At 66.8% G+C, this 14,339-nt stretch carries 15 protein-coding genes and 1 tRNA gene; 12 read left to right on the top strand and 4 right to left on the bottom strand.

The genetic code is table 11. The annotated features are described in order from the left end of the window. The first annotated feature begins 3 nt into the window (after nucleotides 1-3). Together A3CU_RS0115350 and A3CU_RS0115345 are read left to right on the top strand one after the other, a co-directional pair. Nucleotides 4-207, top strand: a complete 204-nt coding sequence (locus tag A3CU_RS0115350; RefSeq protein ID WP_027943050.1) for a ribbon-helix-helix protein, CopG family — start codon at nucleotides 4-6, stop codon at nucleotides 205-207. Continuing rightward, a complete protein-coding gene (locus tag A3CU_RS0115345; protein ID WP_027943049.1) occupies nucleotides 204-581 on the top strand; it encodes a type II toxin-antitoxin system death-on-curing family toxin in 378 nt (125 codons plus the stop codon). Before A3CU_RS0115350 ends, A3CU_RS0115345 begins: the two co-directional genes overlap by 4 nt. A 120-nt stretch (nucleotides 582-701) precedes the next feature. Here A3CU_RS0115345 and A3CU_RS0115340 read toward each other — a convergent pair whose 3' ends face one another. Then, complete coding sequence (locus A3CU_RS0115340) at nucleotides 702-2,081, bottom strand: phenylacetate--CoA ligase family protein (protein WP_027943048.1); 1,380 nt, start codon at nucleotides 2,079-2,081, stop codon at nucleotides 702-704. 200 nt (nucleotides 2,082-2,281) lie between these two features. Here A3CU_RS0115340 and A3CU_RS0115335 point away from each other — a divergent pair, with 200 nt between their 5' ends. The 4 genes from A3CU_RS0115335 to A3CU_RS0115320 all read left to right on the top strand — a co-directional run bounded on the left by A3CU_RS0115335 (nucleotide 2,282) and on the right by A3CU_RS0115320 (nucleotide 4,652). Continuing rightward, complete coding sequence (locus A3CU_RS0115335; protein ID WP_027943047.1) at nucleotides 2,282-2,776, top strand: GNAT family N-acetyltransferase; 495 nt, start codon at nucleotides 2,282-2,284, stop codon at nucleotides 2,774-2,776. A 70-nt stretch (nucleotides 2,777-2,846) separates the two neighbouring features. Continuing rightward, nucleotides 2,847-3,089 carry a type II toxin-antitoxin system VapC family toxin gene (locus A3CU_RS44895; RefSeq protein WP_156960381.1) on the top strand — a complete coding sequence of 81 codons (243 nt, stop codon included), beginning with the start codon at nucleotides 2,847-2,849 and terminating at the stop codon, nucleotides 3,087-3,089. A 130-nt stretch (nucleotides 3,090-3,219) separates the two neighbouring features. Continuing rightward, a complete protein-coding gene (locus tag A3CU_RS0115325) occupies nucleotides 3,220-4,545 on the top strand; it encodes an NAD(P)/FAD-dependent oxidoreductase (RefSeq protein ID WP_027943046.1) in 1,326 nt (441 codons plus the stop codon). 33 nt (nucleotides 4,546-4,578) lie between these two features. Beyond that, nucleotides 4,579-4,652, top strand: a tRNA-Leu gene (locus tag A3CU_RS0115320). A gap of 359 nt (nucleotides 4,653-5,011) precedes the next feature. On the opposite strand, the gene A3CU_RS0115315 is transcribed toward A3CU_RS0115320, so the two are convergent. Together A3CU_RS0115315 and A3CU_RS44890 are read right to left on the bottom strand one after the other, a co-directional pair. Continuing rightward, nucleotides 5,012-5,947, bottom strand: a complete 936-nt coding sequence (locus tag A3CU_RS0115315; RefSeq protein WP_027943045.1) for an NAD-dependent epimerase/dehydratase family protein — start codon at nucleotides 5,945-5,947, stop codon at nucleotides 5,012-5,014. A gap of 26 nt (nucleotides 5,948-5,973) precedes the next feature. Then, entirely contained in the window at nucleotides 5,974-6,663 is a 690-nt protein-coding gene (locus tag A3CU_RS44890) for a TetR/AcrR family transcriptional regulator (protein ID WP_052371745.1), read from the bottom strand. 263 nt (nucleotides 6,664-6,926) lie between these two features. On the opposite strand from A3CU_RS44890, the gene A3CU_RS0115305 reads away from it, so the two are divergent. Next, nucleotides 6,927-7,946, top strand: coding sequence for a DUF2235 domain-containing protein (locus A3CU_RS0115305; RefSeq protein WP_027943044.1), 1,020 nt, complete (start codon nucleotides 6,927-6,929; stop codon nucleotides 7,944-7,946). A gap of 14 nt (nucleotides 7,947-7,960) precedes the next feature. Here A3CU_RS0115305 and A3CU_RS49810 read toward each other — a convergent pair whose 3' ends face one another. Continuing rightward, nucleotides 7,961-8,587: a TetR/AcrR family transcriptional regulator gene (locus A3CU_RS49810; protein WP_084143283.1), complete on the bottom strand. Its 627-nt coding sequence runs from the start codon at nucleotides 8,585-8,587 to the stop codon at nucleotides 7,961-7,963. Nucleotides 8,588-8,665: 78 nt separating this feature from the next. Between A3CU_RS49810 and A3CU_RS0115295 the strand changes: the two genes are divergently transcribed. From A3CU_RS0115295 to A3CU_RS0115275, 5 genes are all read left to right on the top strand, one after another. Beyond that, nucleotides 8,666-9,400 carry an SDR family oxidoreductase gene (locus A3CU_RS0115295; RefSeq protein ID WP_027943043.1) on the top strand — a complete coding sequence of 245 codons (735 nt, stop codon included), beginning with the start codon at nucleotides 8,666-8,668 and terminating at the stop codon, nucleotides 9,398-9,400. A 16-nt stretch (nucleotides 9,401-9,416) separates the two neighbouring features. Beyond that, entirely contained in the window at nucleotides 9,417-10,439 is a 1,023-nt protein-coding gene (locus A3CU_RS0115290; RefSeq protein WP_027943042.1) for a DNA polymerase IV, read from the top strand. A gap of 155 nt (nucleotides 10,440-10,594) precedes the next feature. Further along, nucleotides 10,595-11,443: an SAM-dependent methyltransferase gene (locus A3CU_RS0115285; protein ID WP_052371743.1), complete on the top strand. Its 849-nt coding sequence runs from the start codon at nucleotides 10,595-10,597 to the stop codon at nucleotides 11,441-11,443. A 154-nt stretch (nucleotides 11,444-11,597) separates the two neighbouring features. Continuing rightward, nucleotides 11,598-12,872 carry an MFS transporter gene (locus A3CU_RS0115280; protein ID WP_027943040.1) on the top strand — a complete coding sequence of 425 codons (1,275 nt, stop codon included), beginning with the start codon at nucleotides 11,598-11,600 and terminating at the stop codon, nucleotides 12,870-12,872. 103 nt (nucleotides 12,873-12,975) lie between these two features. Further along, on the top strand, nucleotides 12,976-14,274 hold the full coding sequence (locus A3CU_RS0115275; RefSeq protein WP_027943039.1) for an MFS transporter: 1,299 nt from the start codon (nucleotides 12,976-12,978) through the stop codon (nucleotides 14,272-14,274). The last annotated feature ends 65 nt before the right edge of the window (nucleotides 14,275-14,339 follow it).

Here is a 14,339-nt window from a genome sequence, read left to right as displayed (position 1 = left end):
GCTATGGCGATGACTTTGCGTCTGTCGGATGACGAAGCCGAGGCTCTGCGCCGTCGCGCCGAATACGAGGACCGGTCGATGCAGGATGTTGCCCGGCAGGCCATCCGGGAGTACGTGGATAACCACAGCAGGGCCGATCTGCTCGACCAGGTGCTTGACGAGGAACTGCCGCGCTACTCCGAGGCGCTGGAGCGGCTCGGTCGGTGATCTATCTGACGCTCGACGAACTGGTCCACGTCGCTGAGCGAACGCTGGGCGGCAAGGTCGAAGTTCGAGACTACGGCTTGCTGGAAGCGGCGGTGGCGCGGCCGCGCGCCTCAGTCTTCGGTGGCGATGCGTACCCGGATCTTAAAGCGAAGACGGCGGCCTTGCTGCATTCCCTTGCTCGCAACCATGCTCTGGTCGACGGAAACAAGCGGCTTGCCTTGGCCGCGACGATCGCCTTTCTCGGTGTGAACGGAAGGCGGCTGACCTTCTCCAACGACGAGGCATACGACTTCATCATCGCTGTCGCCACGGGTGACTTGGACGATGTCGCTGCCATCGCAGCCCGCATCCGGGACTCGATCGAGCCCCGTTGACCTGTGCATTTGCTGAGTGCCCACCAGGGGGCTGATACCAGTGAACAAGCAACGTTGAGCCAGCAGAACACTTTTACCGGCCGGCTGGCCCTGAGCTGGAGGTATTGGCCATGGGATCCGCTAGTCGCTCAGCGGGACGAACCGCTTGAGTTTGCCCGTCGCGGCGTGGCGCGGGATCCGGTCGACGGACCGAAGGTTGATCTCGGGGTGCGCGAGCCCGTAGGGGAGTAGCGAGGAGACCAGCGCCGCGGTCACGGCAGACACGTCTGGCGCGCCGACGACGAGCACGTCCGCCCCGCCCGCGGTCTGACGGACCTGGTACTCCGAGATCAGCGGGTCAGTTCCCAGCACGTGCCGGAACGCGCTGGCCGGGACCCTGCGCTCGCCGTAGCGGAAGTCGTCGTCGCGCCGTCCGGCGATGTCGCTGACGCGCAGCATCGCACTGCCGCAGCCGCAGCGTCCGGGCAGCAGCGTGACCTCGTCGCCGAGGTCGTAGCGGATGAAGGGGAAGGTGTGCCCGGCGAGCCCGGTCGCGAGCGTGCGCGCGGCCGGCTCGCTTGGGCCGACCGGACGCCCGGCCGGGTCGACGCGTTCGAGGATCACCTCGTCCTCGCAGACGTGGAGACCGTCGCCCAGCCCGCAGCCGACCGCCTGGACGCCGATCTCGGTCGAGCCCCACAGGTTGTGGACGGGCACACCCCAGGCGGTGTCGATCGCCTTGCGGTCCTCCTCGGTCAGCGGCTCGGAGTTCGTGCTGACCCGGACCAGCGGAATGTCGAGCGAACCCGCGATCGCGGCACGGGCGAGGCGCCCGATCACCGAGGCGTAGCCGACGAGATGGGTCGGCCGGGCTTCGGCCACGGCCGCAAGCACCAGGTCGAACGGCGCGGCCGCCGGGACTACGACGGTCGCCGCAGACGGCCCCGTCGCGACGTCGAACAACGGTGTGCTCGCGTGCGGCGGCTCGCCGGCCTCCAGCACGACCAGCCGGGCCCGGCGCACGGCCGGTCTCCAGGCGCGGTCGGCACGCACCTGCCACCGCCAGGCGAGGCAGGCGAGCGTGACGAACTGGTCCCAGTCCCACACGTACACCCCGCGCACGCCGCTCGAGCCGCCCGAGCTGAACACCTGGTGCCGGGCGGAGGTGTAGGAGAACCAGCGCTGCTCGGCCAGCACCCGCTCGGCGCCGGCGCGGTCGATGCCGGGCGCGGTCACGATCCTGTCCCATTCGTCCTGGGCCTCCTGCTTGACCATGACCGGCAGCCGTGCGAGGTCGTCGACGGTCGCCGTGGCCGGGTCGACGTCGGCCATCCGGGCCGCGTGGAACGGCGAACGCTCGCGCGCCAATCCGAGCAACGACCGGAGTCGTTCGACCTGGTAGCGCTCGATCCGCTCGCGCGGCCACGCCAGCCGCGCCACGTGGTCCTCGAGCGAGGCCCGCACCGCACTCAGGTGCGCGGCCCGCAGACGCGCGTAAGCCTGCCTGTCCTCGGAGGGCACGGCTACAAGTGTGCGCGCCCGTCGGCTTCGACGCGTTCTGCAATCGCGGTACGACCTTGAGCGGGAGAAGGACAAACTGGCCGGCACATTGGATCGCATCCGCCCCTTGGCTTCCTGGTGGGCGTCAGTAAATGCGGAGTAGATGTGCCAGCGCCGGTAAACGACTTCCACTGTGCGCAAAGCTGGTGCATGCTTCCGGCGTGGTCGGTGTCAAGATCGAGACATTGCAGTTGACGGTGGCGGACGCTGGTGAGGTGTTGACGCTGCAACGCGCCGCCTACGTGACAGAGGCTCTGTCCCACAACGATCTCGCATTGCCGGCGCTGACCCAAACGCTCGACGAGTTGCGAGCCGAGTTGGCCGATCCGTCCTGCGTGACCTGGGGTGTTCGTGAATCAGGCCGGTTGGTGGCGAGCGTGCGGGTCCGGCGCGTCGATGCGGTGGTCGCCGAGATCCGCAGGCTGGCGGTAGTGCCTGATCGGCAGGGCAATGGTTTGGGGAGCGCGCTGTTGACGACTGCCGAACAACGGCTGCCATCGGAGATCACGACTGTTCGGTTGTTCACGGGCGAGCACAGTGAGGCGAACCTCCGGCTGTACTCCAGGCTGGGGTACCGAGAAACCCATCGCACTGCGAACGGCGCCTACCAACTGGTACACCTCGCGAAGACAGCCGGCTCTCCGTCCAGGGGCTGACCCGAGGTGCGCGTGGGAGTGATCCTCGCATTGGAAGGCCGAGGTCTTCTCGGTTGTTCGTGGCCTCACGTTGGGCAGCAAGATCAAGGAAGAGCAGGCGGTCCGAGCAGTTGATCGACTTTTGCTGCTCGGTGTCGATCACGTCTCGCTCGATGAACTACTGCCCCGCATGTGGCAGCTTCGCTCCAGTATTTCTGGGTACGCCGCCGCATATGTCGCGCTGGCGGAGGAGCGCGCCATCCCGCTGGTCACTTCCGACGCGAGGCTCGCGCGAACAGCGGCGAGTTATTGCCGGGTGGAGCCCGTTTCGTAAGGCCTGCGCCGCGGCGGGTCGGCGCCATCGGTGCTGCGTGTTCATCTGAATCGTTTTGCGCTGGGCGATACTGGTCACACCTGGTCGGGGTGTTCGAGCGTGACAGGTAAACGAGTGGGAAGATGCACGTATGGCCGCAGTGAAGAAAGAACCGGCCCGGATCCTGATCCTGGGCGGTGGCTACGTCGGGCTCTACACGGCCCTCGGACTCCAAAAGATGCTCCGTGCCAACGAAGCCTCCGTGACCGTGGTCGACCCGCAGCCACACATGACGTACGCGCCGTTCCTGCCCGAAGCCGCGGCGGGGGCGATCGAGCCGCGGCACGTGGTCGTGCCGTTGCGTCGCGTGCTCAAGCGATGCCACGTACTCACCGCGCGCGTGACCAAGATCGAGCACGAGCAGAAGGCGGTCACCGTCGAGGCGGCGGACGGCCACATCGAGCAGCTGCACTACGACGTGCTCGTGGTCGCGCTCGGCGCGGTCGCGCGACTGCTGCCCATTCCCGGCCTGGCCGAGAACGGCATCGCCATCAAGACCATCGGCGAGGCCATCTACCTGCGTAACCACGTCCTCACCAAGCTCGACGAGGCGGCCAGCACCCTGGACCCGGAGCTGCGCAAGCGCTTACTCACCTTCACTGTCGTCGGCGGCGGGTTCGCCGGCATCGAGGCGCTGGCCGAGCTGGAAGACATGAGCCGCTTCGCCACGCGCTACTACGAGAACATCGAGCCGGACGACATCCGCTGGGTGCTCGTCGAGGCGGCCGGCCGGATCCTGCCCGAGGTGCGCGAGACGCTCGGCGTGTGGACCGTGGAGCAGTTGGAGAAGCGCGGCATCGAGGTCTACCTGTCGACCGCGGCGAAGTCGTTCGAGGACGGGCACGTCGTGCTCTCCGACGGCACCGAGTTCGACAGCGACACCATCATCTGGACCGCCGGGGTGAAGGCCAACCCGGTGCTGATGAACTCCGACCTGCCGGTGGACAAGAGGGGCCGCGTCGAGGCGACCGCCGCGCTCCAGGCGGTCGGCCACCCCGATGTGTGGGCCGCCGGCGACAACGCCGCGGTGCCCGACCTGGCCCGCACCGAGCAGGACCCGACCGCGACCTGCCCGCCGAACGCCCAGCACGCCGTGCGTCAGGCCCGCCTGCTGGCCAAGAACATCGTCCGCGTCCTGCGCGGTGGCCAGCCGAAGGACTACTACCACGCGAACCTCGGCGCGGTCGCCGGTCTCGGCCTGCACAAGGGCGTCGCCGACGCGCTCAACATCAAGATCAAGGGCTTCCCCGCCTGGATCTTCCACCGCGTCTACCACCTCAAGGCGATGCCGACCTTCAACCGCAAGGTCCGCATCCTGCTCGACTGGATGCTCGGTGGCCTGTTCCGGCGCGAGGCGGTCTCGCTCGGCCAGATCAACAACCCGAAGGAAGAATTCGCCCGCGCCTCCAGGACCTGACGCGGACGGGAGCGCCACAGTAGGCTGACCCGTGCCCCAGTAGCCCAATCGGCAGAGGCAGTCGACTTAAAATCGATCAAGTGCGGGTTCGAGTCCCGTCTGGGGCACTCGACCGGCCGACCCTACTCGTCGCTGGCGCGACTTCGCGGGGGTCGAGTGCCGATAACATTGGGGGGCCGAGCCCCCCAAACCCCCCACGGTGCGGGCTCCTTCCGACCCGGCGTGGTTTCGTTTGGTGTTGACCAGCGTGCGGGGCTGGTCCCTACTCGTCGCTGCGCGACTTCGTGGGGGGTTGGTGCTGGTGAGTGTCGCTGGGTCCCTACTTGTCGCTGGCGCGACTTCGTGGGGGTTTGGTGCTGGTGAGTGTCGCTGATTGCTGCTTGTCGCTGCGCGACTTCGTGGGTCAGGGTGCGTTGTTGGCTGCGGCGTTCCCGGGTATGGGGGCTACATCGAAGGGGTGGTTTTGTCAGCGGGGGGCTGGCTCGGTGGTGGGGGCCCGTAGGCCCTCTTGGTACGTCGGGTACGCGGGCTTCCAGCCGAGTGCTTCCTTCGCCTTGGCGTTGGAAACGCGCATGGCGGTCTGCACCGTGAGCGCTGCCGCGTACGGCGCGGCGAGCCGCACGACCCAGCCCGGCAGCGCGCGTGGCGCCGGGGCGCCGAACACCTCGGCCGTGGCGGTCATCATCCGCGCCCAGGAGCACGGCTCGTCGTCGACGATGTTGTATGCCGTCCCCGCCTCGCCGAGCGTCAGCGCAGCGGCGGTCGCGGCGGCCGCGTCGTCCAGGTGGATCCACGACAGCGGCCGGTCCTTCCCGGCCACCACCGGCATCCGCCGCTTGCGGAGCATCTCGACGATCATCGACATGTCGCGGCCGTAGAACATGCCGTAGCGCAGGGCCACACCTTCGATGCCGGCGGCGGTGAACGCCAGCCGCTCGTTTTCGGCCATGGCAGCGAGGTGTGGTGCGCACGGGCCCTGCTCCCGGCCGAACGGGTCGTCCTCGGTGAGTGTCTTCGACCCGTGGTCGGTGTAGCCGTAGCCGAGCACGATGGACTGGGTGACGAACCTGCGTGCGCCGACCACCCTGGCCGCCTCCAGCAGGTTTCGCGTGCCGTCGGTGCGCAGCCGGTTGGTTTCCGTCATGTGGCTGTGCCGCAAGGGGGCCTTGGCGAGCGCGGTCAGTTCGTGAATGACGGCGTCCGCGGTGTGGCCGTCCAGTGCGCGCAGCAACGCGGACCGGTCCATGGCGTCGGCGACGATGGGCTGCACACCTACGGCGGTCAGCCGGGCGGCGCCCCGCTGTGTCCGGGTCAGGCCGGCGACCTCGTGGCCGTCGGCGATGAGGCGGGCGGCGAGCGGGGTGCCGATGGCGCCGGTCGCACCGGCGATGATGACCTTCATGGCGACTTTCCTTGTCGTGGTGGGTTTTATGCGTGACGGTCGTCGTTCCCGGGCCCTGGCCCGGGGCCGGCGGGTTCGTGGCCGGCGACCAGCGCCGCGACCATGCCCGCCAGCGCGGTGACGTACCGCTGTGGCGAGACGCCGGTGGGGTGTTCGCCGCCGAAGACGTCCCGCAGCAGCCAGTAGTGCGCGGTCGCGTCCATGGCCACGGCGGCCAGCGCTTCCCAGTCCTGGTCGCCGTGGCCGTCGTCCGCCTGCGCGGCCAGCCACCGGGTGAGTCCCCGGTGGTTGCCGCGGATCTCGTCCTCTCCGGCGCGGTCGAGCAGGTTGGGGAAGTCCTTGAGGTCGCGCACCAGGATGCGGTTGAAGTCGCGTTCCTGCTCCATGCGGCCCAGCCCGGCGTTCGCCACGAAGGCCATGCGGGCGCGGAGGGGCAACTGGTCGAGCGCGGCGGCCTGGGGTTCTTCGGAGCTACCGCCGAGCAGCGCGCGCAGCGAGGCGCCTTCGTCGATCAGCCGGCCGATGCCCTCGGTCAGAATGTCCGCCTTGGAGCGGAAGTGCTTGTACAGGGCGCCCGAGCCGGGTGAGAGCCCCGCGGCCTCCTCGATCGCGGCGACGGTGGTCGCCGTGTAGCCCCGCTCCCCGAACAGGCGCATCGCCTCTGCGACGACGCGGTCCCTGGTCGGTACGGACTCGCGAGAGTCGTCGGCCGTCATGCGTGCGCCTCCTGGAAAGCAAGTACTTACTTGCTGGCCAAGCTAGACCTGCCCGGCGCGTGAGTCAACCGCGGGAGGCCGCTCGACGACACGGTGAGAAACGTTGCCCGCAGCGGATTTTCCGGTAGGCGCGCGCATCGACGGGATCAAACCAATGTTGTCCTGATGTGCTGAACATGCTGGGCCGAGGGCGATAAAGTCAATGGTCCATGCCTTCGCGGGGGTTCGAGGGCCGGGCTGGGGGAAGGCGCTGGGGAGGTTCGGTGGTCAAGAAGATCGTGATCTGTTGCGACGGCACCTGGAACACGCCGGATCAGCGGGCACCGACGAATGTCGCGCGGATCGCCGAGGCCGTCCGGCCCGCCGACGCCGAGGGGCGCGAGCAGCGAACCTTCTACCACCGCGGGGTCGGCACGAACGGCTGGGACCGGTTGATCGGCGGCGTTTTCGGGTTCGGCCTGTCGCGCAACGTCCGGGACGCGTACCGCTTTGTGGTGGAGAACTACACGCCCGGCGACGAGTTGTTCTTCTTCGGTTTCAGCCGTGGCGCATACACCGTGCGCAGCGTGGTGGGCTTCATCCGGAACTGCGGAATCCTGCGCCCGGAATTCGCGGACAAGGTCGACGAGGCCTATGCCCTCTACCGCAACCGGAAGGACCGCACGCGCCCGGCCGCGGCGGAGGCGAAGCGTTTCCGTTCGGCCTATTCGCAAGAGGCCCCGATCCGTTTTCTCGGGGTATGGGACACTGTCGGCGCCCTGGGCATCCCGCTGAGTGGGCTCCGGCTGATCAACCTGTTCAACCGCCGTTTCCAGTTCCACGACACCGAGCTGAGCCGGAACGTCGAGGCGGCGTTCCAGTCACTGGCGATCGACGAGCGGCGCCGCCCGTTCCGGCCGGCCGTCTGGCGGAAGCACCCGCTCGCCGACGGCCAGCAGGTGGAGCAGATGTGGTTCTCCGGCGTGCATTCCGACGTCGGCGGCGGTTATCCCGAACGCGAGCTGGCCGACATCGCGATGGCGTGGATGGTGGAGCGGGCGCGCGCCTGCGGCCTGGCGCTCGACGTGGACACCGTCGCGCCCGACCCGTTCGGGAAGCTGCACGACTCGATGAGCTTCCTGTACCGGCTGCTGGGCCCCTACGAGCGGTGGCTGAACCACACGGACCCCTTGCAGTGCCTGGCATCGACCGCGTACAAGCGGCATGAGCAGCTTCCGAAGGAATATTCGCCGGACAACCTCGTCAACTACCTACGCGCGGACGGACCGGTGAAGGACGTTTGAGTCCTGCTGAGCACTTAGTCGAGACGGACGACGCCGCTGAGCAAGGCAAGAAGCAACCGGTCCAACTGATCAAGGCTGAGCCGGAGACGGTTGGCCATTTCGTCACACGCTGGGAAGCCGGTCGCGGCGCCGATGGCGACACCGGCCTGTTGCGCATCGAACGTGGTGCGTAGCCGGCCGGCATCGGCGAGGCGTTGCACGAACTTCGCGACCTGTTCGAAGCGCCACTGTTCGCGGTCGTTGATCACTTGGTTGGCTTCTGGATCGACGGCCGAGAGGCTGATCAACCGGCGCAGGAGATCCGGATCGGTACTCCAGAAGCGGCACAGTTCCGCCACCATCACTTTGAAGGCCGCGACCGGGTCGTCCACTGCCGCAGCGGCTTGTATCCCGGCGACGAGGTTCGCTCGTTGGGCGAGTTCTTCGGCGACGGCGTCGAGCAGCCCCAGCTTCGAGGTGAACTGCCGGTAGATGGTGACCCGCGTGACGCCGGCGTCCTTGGCCACCTGGTCCAGGCTCAGTTTGCGAAAGCCCGCCTGGATGAGGTGCTTGCGGGCGGCGGCGAGGATGTTGCGCCGGTTCCGCGCCACGCCCGCGGCGCGTAACCCCCGATCCGCCTGGTCATGGCCTGCGCTCGTCATAATTTGATGATACAACTCGTATCTGATGATACAGTCTGTATCGCCAGAGGCGAGTGTCGGCTGGAAGGGGTGCTGCCGATGACCGATCGTCGGGTGGCGGTGGTGACCGGCGGGAACAAGGGACTGGGCAAGGAGACGGCGTGGCAACTCGCGCACCGGGGCATGACGGTGTTCCTTGGCGCACGTGATCCCGAGCGTGGTGCCGCGGCCGCCCGTGAACTGAATGCCAGCGGTGCCACGGTGGTGGCGGTCCCGCTCGATGTCACCGACGCCGACAGCGTGCAGGCCGTGGCAGCACGGCTGCGAGAGGACTATGGGCGTCTCGATGTGCTAGTCAACAACGCCGGCACGGTCATCGCGTGCCCTGTGGAAGACCTCACGACGGTGGAGCTGCGGCAGACCTTCGAGGTGAATGTCTTCGGCGCGGTCACGGTCGTCCATGCGATGTTGCCTCTGCTGAAAAACTCAGCCGCGCCACGCATTGTCAATGTCTCGAGCACGACGGCCTCGTTGTCGTTGACCAGCGGCGGGACGGACTTCGGTGGGGACGCCGGCCACCGGTCGGCCTATTCGTCATCGAAGGCCGCGTTGAACATGTTGACCGTCCATTATGCGCAAGCCTTCCAACGGGACAGCGGTCTGGCGCACATCAAGATTAATTCGGCGACGCCCGGCTATACCGCGACTGAACTCACCGGTTACCGGGGCAGGACCGTCGCTGACGGGGCGCGCATCATCGTCGAGCTGGCCATGTTGCCTGATGATGGCCCGACCGGCGGCTTCTTCAACGACCAGGGACCGGTTCCGTGGTAGCCCGCATACTGTTCAAATGGCCGAGACGGACTGGATTCTGCATGTGGACCTCGACCAGTTCATCGCCGCGGTGGAACTGGCTCGCCACCCCGAGCTGCGCGGGCGGCCGGTAGTGGTCGGCGGGGCCGGCGACCCGACGCAGCGCGCGGTCGTGGCCACCGCCTCGTACGAAGCCCGTGAGTTCGGTATCCAGTCCGGCATGCCGTTGCGCACGGCCGCGAAACGCTGTCCGGAGGCGGTGTTCCTGCCCTCCGATCCACCCGCCTACGAGGAGGTCTCCGAACGGGTCATGGCCACCCTGCGTGAGCTGCCCGTGGTGGTCGAGGTGCTCGGCTGGGACGAGGCGTTCCTCGGTGCGCGCACCGACGACCCGGAGGCGCTGGCCGGACTCATCCGGCGGGCGGTCGCCGAAGAGACGGGCCTGTCGTGCTCGGTGGGCATCGGCGACAACAAGCTGCGGGCCAAGCTCGCCACCGGTTTCGCCAAGCCGGCCGGGATTTTCCGCCTGACCGGCCAGAACTGGGTCGAGGTGATGTCGTCGCGGCCGCCGGACGCGCTGTGGGGGGTCGGCGCGAAGACCACGAAGAAACTGGCGGAACTCGGCGTGCGGACGGTGGGTCAGCTGGCCGCAACCGATCCCGCCGCGCTGGCCGCGCGGTTCGGGCCGACGATGGGCCCGTGGTACCGGCTCCTCGCGCTCGGCATCGGCGACACCGAGGTCACCGCCACGCCCTACGTCCCGCGATCGCGCAGCCGGGAGATCACGTTCCAGCACAACCTCACCGACCGGGCGGAGATCGCCGCACAGGTCGCCATGCTGGCGCGACGCGTCAGCGCGGACGTGCTCGCCGAGGGGAGGCCGGCCGCGCGGGTCGCGGTGAAGGTGCGGTTCGCGCCGTTCGTGACCCACACCCGAAGCGTCACGCTGCCCGCGCCGAGCACCGACGCCGCGGAGATCGAGCGTGCGGCGCTGGACGTGCTGGAGCGATTCACCGACGACCGCCCGGTCCGCCTCCTCGGTGTCCGCGCTGAGTTCTGAATTCTGGGCCATTTTGCCCCAGGGATACCGAGCTTTTCCTGGTAAATGCGTAGAAGCCAGGTGCGGGCGCCGGCGTTGGCCGGTCAGTTGTCCAGGCAGTCGACGCCCGGATAGGCTGACGCCCAAGCCTTTCATGATCAACAAGGGGACGCGCAATGTCGGAGCAACCGGTTTCGCCCCACGAGATAGCCCGTGTCACCGGCAGGACCGACGTCGACGAGAAAGCCAGTCCGGCACGCGTGTACGACTATTTCATCGGCGGTACGAACAACTACGCCGTCGACCGTGTCTGGGCGGACCGGGCGGCGGCGCGGTACAAGGAGGCCGGCCAGGATATCCGGCACATCTACCGCTCCAACCGCGGCGCGGTGCGTCGCGTCGTCGAATACGCGATCCGTGAGCACGGAATCCGGCAGATCGTGGATATCGGGTCCGGCCTGCCCACGGCCGGTAACGTGCACGAAGTGGCCGACGAGGTCGCGCCAGGGCAGTGCAGCGTGCTCTACGTCGACAACGAAACCATCGCCCACGCCCATGCCGACATCCTCCTCGGCCGTGCCGCCGATCCCGCCCGGCATCGCGCGGTCTTCGCCGATCTTCTCGAGTTCAACAACCTCTGGGAGAAGGTCGTCGCGGAGCGGGTCCTCCGATTGGACGAGCCGATCCTGTTGATGGTGATGGCCGTTCTCCACTTCGTCGGAGACTCCGACCGCGCCGAAAGGGCCCTGGCGTACTACCGCGATCTGCTGCCGCCGGGCTCGCTGCTGGCCATCTCACACGGCACGTTCGAAGGGGCGACCCCCGAGTTCCACGAACTCATCAAGCAATATGTCCAGACGACCACCAATGCATTCATGCGGTCGCCGGAAGAGATCACGAGGTTCTTCGGGGACTTTCCGCTCGTGACCCCGTTGGACTACACCTCGCACTGGCTCAACCCGGAGCCGCCGGAGATCGAGCCCTGGCGGTCGCACTGCCTGGTCACCATCGGCCGGAAGGCCTAGCTGCCGGATCCGCCACCGTGCCCTCGACCGGCTCCCCCGTTCGGCCGGGCCCGGCGACATCGGTGCTTATTCGTTTTTCGGGTATTCCGTAACAACGACACAAGTCGTCACATTTCGTGTAGACGATCATGCATTGCCGGAATAGGGTCGGCGCATGACAGAGCTGTCAGCGGGCCGTGAGCGTCTTACCTCGGATCAGCGGAATTCCTTCCTGGCCGCGGTGCTCGGCTGGACGATGGACGCCTTCGACTATTTCATCGTCGTCTTCGTCTACGCCGATATCGCCAAAGATTTCAAGATGACCAATACCGACGTCGCCTTCATCACGACGGCGACGCTGCTCATGCGGCCGGTCGGCGCATTGCTGTTCGGCCTGTGGGCGGACCGGATCGGGCGGCGCGTGCCGCTGATGGTGGACGTGACGTTCTACTCGGTCGTCGGGTTTCTCTGCGCCTTCGCGCCGAACTTCACGGTGCTGCTGATCCTGCGGCTGCTCTACGGCATCGGCATGGGTGGCGAATGGGGGCTCGGCGCCGCGCTGGCCATGGAAAAGATTCCGGTCAAGCGGCGTGGCTTCTTCTCCGGCCTGCTGCAGGAAGGCTATTCGTTCGGATACCTGCTGGCTTCGCTGGCCTCGCTGATCGTGCTGAACTGGGCGGGATTGTCCTGGCGGTGGCTGTTCGGGCTGAGCATCATTCCGGCCCTGATCAGCCTGATCATCCGGGCCAGGGTCAAGGAATCGGAGGTGTGGCAGAGCACCCGGGAACGGCTGCGCGTCACCCGGACCTCGATCAAGGACATCGTGTTCGACCCCAAGATCATCCGGCGATTCGTCTACCTGGTGCTGCTGATGACCGCGTTCAACTGGATGAGCCACGGCACGCAGGACGTCTACCCGACCTTCCTCAAGGCACACGGTTCCGGCGGCGCCGGGCTGTCCGCGACCACGGCCACCTGGATCGCCGTGATCTACAACGTCGGCGCGATCACCGGTGGACTGGTCTTCGGTTCGCTGTCCGAGCGGTTCGGGCGGCGCTACACGATCGCCTTCTGCGCGGTGCTCGGACTGCCGATCGTGCCGCTGTTCGCGTTTTCCCAGACCGCCGCGTTGCTGTGCCTCGGCTCGTTCCTGATGCAGGTGATGGTGCAGGGCGCGTGGGGCATCATTCCGGCACACCTGACGGAGATGTCGCCGGACGCGATTCGTGGCTTCTATCCCGGCGTCACCTATCAGCTCGGCAACTGCCTTGCCGCATTCAACCTGCCTATTCAGGAGGCTCTCGCGGAAAGCCACGGCTACCCGTTCGCACTGACCGCGACGATAATCCCGGTGCTCATCGCGGTCACGATATTGGTCCTGGTCGGCAAGGAGGCCAAGGGAATCCGCTTCGGCAGTCCCGCCACCACCTCCGCCGTCACCGAAAAATGACCCCACCTCACGGCGACCGTTTTGCCCCTTGTAGGCGGATAAGAACTTCAATCTGCGCCATTTATCCGTAGACGATCACGGGCTGTTGCAATAAGGTCGGCGCATGACAGGGCAGTCGGCGGGGCGCGAGCGTCTCACCTCGGATCAGCGGAATTCCTTCCTGGCCGCGGTGCTCGGCTGGACGATGGATGCCTTCGACTATTTCATCGTCGTCCTGGTCTACGCTGATATCGCCGAAGATTTCCGTGTGAGCGATACCGAAGTCGCCTTCATCATGACAGCGACGCTGCTCATGCGGCCGGTCGGCGCGCTGCTGTTCGGCCTATGGGCGGACCGTGTTGGACGGCGTGTTCCGCTGATGGTGAACGTGACCTTCTACTCGGTCGTGGGCTTTCTCTGCGCGTTCGCGCCGAACTTCACCGTGCTGGTGATCCTACGGTTGCTCTATGGGATCGGCATGGGTGGCGAATGGGGACTCGGTGCCGCGCTGGCCATGGAAAAGGTCCCGGCCAAGCGGCGTGGCTTCTTCTCCGGCCTGCTGCAGGCGGGTTATCCGTTCGGCTATCTGCTTGCCTCGCTCGCCTCGGTGATCGTGCTGAGCTGGGCGGGGTTGTCCTGGCGGTGGCTGTTCGGGTTGAGCATCATTCCGGCCCTGATCAGCCTGATCATCCGGGCCAGGGTCAAGGAATCGGCGGTGTGGCAGAGCACCCGGGAACGGCTGCGCGTCACCCGGACCTCGATGAAAGACATCCTGTTCGACCCGAAGGTCATCCGGCGGTTCGTCTACCTGGTGCTGTTGATGACCGCGTTCAACTGGATGAGCTATGCCACGCAGGACGCTCATCCGGGGCCGGGCTTCCTCAACGCGATCGGTGTCGGCGACGCTGGTGCCGGCTCCGGGGTGACCCCGAGCCTGGTTGCCTGGATCGCCGTGTGCAACAACGTCGGCGCGATCATCGGCGCGTTGGGCTTCGGTACGCTGTCCGACAAGTTTGGGCGGCGCTCCACTGTCCTGCTCTGCGCGCTACTCGCATTAGCGCTTCTGCCGTTCTTCGCGTTTTTCTCGTTCCTTGGGGTAATGTTCCTGGTCCCCTCCGTCCTGATGCAAGTGCTGGTGCAGGGTGCGTGGGGCATCATTCCGGCGCACCTGACGGAGATGTCGCCGGACGCGATCCGTGGCTGCTATCCCGGCGTGATCTATCAGCTCGGCAATTGTCTGGCGGCCGCGTTCAGCCTGCCTATTCAGGAGGCTATAGCGGACACCTCCGTCTACCCGCTCGCGTTGGGCGGGACGGTCTTCCTGGCGCTTTTCGCGGCCACGACACTTGCCGTGGCCGGAAAGGAGGCCAAGGGAATCCGGTTCGGCAGTCCCGCCACCACCTCCGCCGTCACCGAATCCTGACCTGGATACTGTTTCGAAGTGGCAAAACAGCCCCGCCGCTTTGAAACACCACTAACCTTGGCGGC

It is taken from the genome of Amycolatopsis taiwanensis DSM 45107 (assembly GCF_000519205.1).
Lineage (GTDB): Bacteria > Actinomycetota > Actinomycetes > Mycobacteriales > Pseudonocardiaceae > Amycolatopsis_E > Amycolatopsis_E taiwanensis.
The sequence above is the reverse complement of the archived record's forward strand: the minus strand, read 5'-3'. Positions and strand labels throughout refer to the sequence as shown.

What these genes read in the sequence shown, in the direction of transcription:
- A3CU_RS0115275 (WP_027943039.1), top strand. Translation starts at nt 12,976, where the DNA reads ATGACAGGGCAGTCGGCGGGGCGCGAGCGTCTCACCTCGGATCAGCGG.
- A3CU_RS0115280 (WP_027943040.1), top strand. Translation starts at nt 11,598, where the DNA reads ATGACAGAGCTGTCAGCGGGCCGTGAGCGTCTTACCTCGGATCAGCGG.
- A3CU_RS0115325 (WP_027943046.1), top strand. Translation starts at nt 3,220, where the DNA reads ATGGCCGCAGTGAAGAAAGAACCGGCCCGGATCCTGATCCTGGGCGGT.
- A3CU_RS0115315 (WP_027943045.1), bottom strand. Translation starts at nt 5,947, where the DNA reads ATGAAGGTCATCATCGCCGGTGCGACCGGCGCCATCGGCACCCCGCTC.
- A3CU_RS44890 (WP_052371745.1), bottom strand. Translation starts at nt 6,663, where the DNA reads ATGACGGCCGACGACTCTCGCGAGTCCGTACCGACCAGGGACCGCGTC.
- A3CU_RS49810 (WP_084143283.1), bottom strand. Translation starts at nt 8,587, where the DNA reads ATGACGAGCGCAGGCCATGACCAGGCGGATCGGGGGTTACGCGCCGCG.
- A3CU_RS0115285 (WP_052371743.1), top strand. Translation starts at nt 10,595, where the DNA reads ATGTCGGAGCAACCGGTTTCGCCCCACGAGATAGCCCGTGTCACCGGC.
- A3CU_RS0115295 (WP_027943043.1), top strand. Translation starts at nt 8,666, where the DNA reads ATGACCGATCGTCGGGTGGCGGTGGTGACCGGCGGGAACAAGGGACTG.
- A3CU_RS0115290 (WP_027943042.1), top strand. Translation starts at nt 9,417, where the DNA reads ATGGCCGAGACGGACTGGATTCTGCATGTGGACCTCGACCAGTTCATC.
- A3CU_RS0115350 (WP_027943050.1), top strand. Translation starts at nt 4, where the DNA reads ATGGCGATGACTTTGCGTCTGTCGGATGACGAAGCCGAGGCTCTGCGC.